Origin of the sequence: Sphingomonas sp. PAMC 26605 (assembly GCF_000241485.1) — a bacterium.
In the GTDB taxonomy this organism is placed as follows: domain Bacteria; phylum Pseudomonadota; class Alphaproteobacteria; order Sphingomonadales; family Sphingomonadaceae; genus Sphingomonas.
In genome coordinates, this window is the sequence record NZ_JH584250.1 from 1 (window position 1) to 4,438 (window position 4,438).

Annotated in this window: 5 protein-coding genes; all 5 read left to right on the forward strand. The window is 56.4% G+C overall.

The window, feature by feature from the left end:
* A partial coding sequence (locus tag RH90_RS21760; protein ID WP_010189193.1) for a conjugal transfer protein TraD occupies positions 1 to 416 on the forward strand: 416 nt, incomplete at its 5' end.
* A 384-nt stretch (positions 417 to 800) separates the two neighbouring features.
* The gene (locus tag RH90_RS21765; RefSeq protein ID WP_051124924.1) at positions 801 to 1,850 is read left to right on the forward strand and encodes a replication initiation protein; all 1,050 of its coding nucleotides are present in this window, start codon (positions 801 to 803) and stop codon (positions 1,848 to 1,850) included.
* Between the two features lie 604 nt (positions 1,851 to 2,454).
* Positions 2,455 to 2,748, forward strand: a complete 294-nt coding sequence (locus RH90_RS21775) for a type II toxin-antitoxin system RelE/ParE family toxin (protein ID WP_010189200.1) — start codon at positions 2,455 to 2,457, stop codon at positions 2,746 to 2,748.
* A 5-nt stretch (positions 2,749 to 2,753) separates the two neighbouring features.
* Positions 2,754 to 3,035 carry an addiction module antidote protein gene (locus RH90_RS21780; RefSeq protein WP_010189202.1) on the forward strand — a complete coding sequence of 94 codons (282 nt, stop codon included), beginning with the start codon at positions 2,754 to 2,756 and terminating at the stop codon, positions 3,033 to 3,035.
* An 874-nt stretch (positions 3,036 to 3,909) separates the two neighbouring features.
* Positions 3,910 to 4,281 carry a hypothetical protein gene (locus RH90_RS21785; RefSeq protein ID WP_037494054.1) on the forward strand — a complete coding sequence of 124 codons (372 nt, stop codon included), beginning with the start codon at positions 3,910 to 3,912 and terminating at the stop codon, positions 4,279 to 4,281.
* Positions 4,282 to 4,438: the final 157 nt, after the last annotated feature.

The window sequence follows — 4,438 nt, forward strand, 5'->3', positions numbered from 1 at the left end:
GCAGCAAGGCCAACCCTTCCAAGGACGACAAGCTGTTTTTGCTGCTGGCCGACAAGCCCGATCGCACCCCGGTCGAGAACCGCACACTGGCTGCCTTGCTTCGGGTTGAGCGCGCCAAGGAAACCATGCGCGCTGGCCGGGGGACGATCCGCCAAGCCACCAGCGCCAAGGCCAAGGAGGAACGCAGGGAACGCGACCATCAGCGCTTCCTCGCAGCCGGGCTGATGACGATGGTGGGTCTGCTCGATGGTCAGACCGGCAAACCGACTTGGGATCGGGCTACGCTTGTCGGGGCGCTCGACGCAATGGCGAGGGTGGACGCCAGCGAGGACCAGAAAGGCCGCTGGAAGGCCCGTGGAGACGCTTTGCTCGCCAAACCGGGGGATCACACGCAAACCCCCTCTGATACCGCCTGAGAAGCCCTCAGGGGCGTTTGGGGCGTCACCCGGCCCCAAACCTTATTCTGCCTCGCCAAGCCCTTTCTGGACCATCCTCGGGCAATTCCGAATGGGGCTGAGTCGCTACCCGCCATACTGGCTCACCAAGTCCTGCCCTCACCCGCTCAAATCCGCTTGCTCAAAACTCAAACGCCGCGCGCTAGCGCGTCATTTTTCGCGTCCGCGCTCCTATTGTTCTAAAGGTTCTAAGGTTCATGGGGTCTGTAACCCGCAGAAAACTGCCGTTTTTTGGGTCTAAAAGGGAGGAATTGGGAGCGAAAAGGGAGGGATTGGGAGCGAAAAGGGAGGAATTGGGAGCGAAAAGGGAGTTGTAAAAGTTTTAGCTCCCCGTACTCATCCCATATGGTGACACCAACAAAACAAGCTCTCGCCGATCGCGCGGATCGCCCTGACGAACTGGTCGCATCGGGCCGACAAATCGACATGGTGTTTAGGCCGGGACAGCGCGTTCTAAGCCTGCGGGCAAGCAAACTGTGGCACTTGCTAGTTAAAGAGGCCGGCGCAGATTTAGCGGCCGCCAAAGACCATCGCATGGCCTTAGCGGATCTCTACGGAAGCGGCATCGGCCACATGACGCTGGCCGAGCGGATCGACGCGCTACGCGAATTGCAGACCACGTTGATTGAAGTGCGCGTGCCGTCACCGAAAGTGAAGGGCCGCACCCGAGTTATTAGTGAAGCCATGCTGGCACGGGTTGAGCGCGACGAGGATGATCGTGGCGATTTGGTCTGGCGCTTCGGTGAAACATTACGCCGCGTGTTCGCCGATAGCGAGCACTGGGCCGTGCTGTCGAAACGTGCCGTTATGGCATTCGAAAGCCGCTATTCTCTGCGCCTTTACGAACTTCTCGCCCTGCGCAGTGGCCTTGACCGCAAGACCGCCGAAATCTTCCCGTTAGAAGACCTTCGAAGCCGCCTCGGCATCCCAGTTGGCAAGCTAGTTCGCTGGCAAGATGTGAAAGCTCAAGCCCTTGAACCGGCAATTGCCGAGGTGAACCACCTCGCTGGGTTCCACGCGTCCTACGAACCCATCAAGCGCGGTCGCGCCATCACGTCGGTCAGGCTGTCTTGGGAGATTAAATCCGGCGCAGCTCGTGCAGCAACGAAACGCGAACTGGACGGGTCCAAGGTCGGCCGCAAAGCGCGTCGTGAAAACGTCGTGGAGCGCATCGACGAGACGCCTATCGTGCCGTTTGAATTTCCGGACGGGTCGATCCGCTACTCTGCTTTTGCCGAGATTGCTCGCGCCACGCTGCCGCCTCCAGCACGTGACCTCGATGCGGTGGCACACGATTTCAGGCGTTGGGCAAAAGCCGGTGGAAAGCCGCTAAGCGGTCCCAAAGTTATCGAGATATTCGCCGGATTTTGTAAAACACAGAAAGCCGCCAGTTAGCTTGGCTGGCCTCTCCCGCGAACACCCGCTACCACTTTAAAATCGGTCCTGCGGACCACTTGCGGACGGAGCGCGAACATGTCGAAAGTGAGCCTGAACACTGCGGCTAGGCTCGCGGGTGTCTCCAAATCCACTATCAGCAAAGCTATAAAGTCAGGTATTTTAAGCCATTCCGGGCTGACCACGGCGGGATATCAGATCGACGTTTCGGAATTGGCGAGGGTGTACCCTGCCGTACTAGCGAACATAAAACCGGTAACAATCCAGTCCCCGGAACCGATCGCGGACACCCCCGGTCTGGCTCATGCGAACCAGCTTTTGAAGCAGCGACTGGAAGCAGCTGAGGAGCAGCAGCGCAGAACAGACGCAGTGCTTGAAGATATACGCGAGGATCGCGATCGATGGCGTCAGCAGGCCGCTGCCCTGCTCTCCGATCAGCGTCTCCGCCCTGTGCCTCAAGGCGGGGGATACGAAGGTGGGGCCGCAGCGTCGGCGCCTCCCGTATCGGGCTTCTGGTCTCGCCTGTTAGGTCGCCTTTGAAGAGCAAGCGCCGGAATTGTAATCTATAGTTTACAATGGATGTAGCTTATATTACACAACTTGGATGAAGGTAATCGTCCGCACCGAAGCCTTCGCCGATTGGTTGCGAGGCCTACGGGATCGCGCTGGGGCTGCCCGCATAGCCATCCGCATCGATCGGCTTGCGATGGGAAACCCCGGCCAGTTCCGGAATCTCAAAGGGGGCGTATCGGAATTGAAAATCGATTTTGGGCCGGGATACCGGGTTTATTACACCGAACGGTCTGGCGAAATCGTGATCCTGCTGTGCGGCGGTGACAAGAAATCCCAGGAAGCCGACATTGCCACTGCAATGCTTATGGCTTCCGAATTGGAGTGAGGCAGATGGCTATCGAAACACGCCCTTGGGACGCCAGCGAATTTCTCGGCTCCGAAGGCGACGTCCAGCATTATCTGGAAGCTGCCTTTGAGGATGGCGATGCGTTGATAATTCGCCATGCCTTCAATGCCGTAGCGCGCGCGCGCGGCATGACCGGTCTGGCAAAGGATTCAGGTGTGTCGCGTGAAGCGCTGTACAAGGCGTTCGGCGAAAACGGGAATCCGACCCTCGACACGCTTTTGAAAGTAACCAAGGCGCTCGGGGTACGATTAGCCGTCGCTGCGTGACCGAAGACTACATAAATATGCATTGGATTTATGCATCGCGGAAGCGCCTGTTATTCGGTCGTTTTCCACCTGATGCAAAACTTGTGAATTTTGCATCACAAACGGCGAAGGTAGGTTCGCCGTCATCCCGCGCTGGCCACTTTAACCTCCGATTAGCTGGATGCCGTTATTTAGCGGACTGCTTGGCGAAAGGGCAAAGATAGCGATGATCGGTCCAGTTCCTTTAGAGCGGCGTAAAGCAGGCGTTGGATCGGCTGTAATATTGGCATTATCAGTAATCGCATCCTTCGTAAGTGTGCTTATATATGCTCTAGGCCTACCAGTGTTTCCTGTACCATCTATCGTTATTCTTTTTATAACAGCCGTTTTCTTGGTAGCTTTAGCTAGTTGGCTAGCCCGAATAATATGGAAGGATGGGACCAGGTGGCCTGCTATTTTACTGCTATTTTGGACTTTGACTAAACAAATATTACCAGACCTACTTTACCCAAACGCTTTGCCGAGGTTTTTATATACCGTAGCTATGGTCGCAGCTCTAATGGTTATCGTCCGATCACGGACAGCCAGAGACACCACTTTAGCGAACGTCCGTTAGTCGTCTCTTCGCGGTAATCTCACAGCCTACAAGTTTGATGCAAAACTTTTGATTTTTGCATAAGGAACGACCGGGTTTGGTTAGCTGCCGTTTCTAAAAACAGAGAAGTCGCAGGTGTGAGCGTAACGAGGGGCGGTGAAACGGCCCAACGCGAACCCGCACAAGACGAGTAGGACCGCGAATGCGACTGCCATTGGCCGCGTGATAGTTGGGCTCTGTCTCATCGGTGCATCATGTCACCAATTCGGCATGTCGGCTATTGGCCGATGCAGGCTCGGGATGGAGCCCGGAACGGCGATAATTGGTGGAAAGCAGACGTGGTCGATGTTAGATGGCGGGATGGCATTCAGACCTGAAACCGAAACCCAAAAAGCACTATCCTCTGAGATAGGGCTAATGCGGTATGAAGCTATCTGCCACTTCCTTATCGATGGCGACTATAAAGCGGATCATCAAAATGACTTCGCAGGAGCGTACTTAGAATATGCAAACGCGTGGTCCATGCTGGTCACAGCTAAAGCACGCCAACTTTCTGGTTTGGGATTGTTGAACACCATCGCGGATTTCGCGGCACGCTCAGGCGATAGCAAACTTATTGCAGAGGCTAACGAACTGGTGGTCGCATTTCGGGAGGAGACCGAAGAGCAGTAAGTGGGCGTAAGCGGACCTACCGTCCTCGCCCGCGATCGTCGCGCCCGCGCTCCTTCTCGCGCTGCTGCCTGATCTTCTCGCGCGCCTCGGTCGTTCGCTTGGCCTGCTCTGCCGCCTGCGCGAGCGTTTGCGCCTTCACCGCCTGCGCATGATCCTT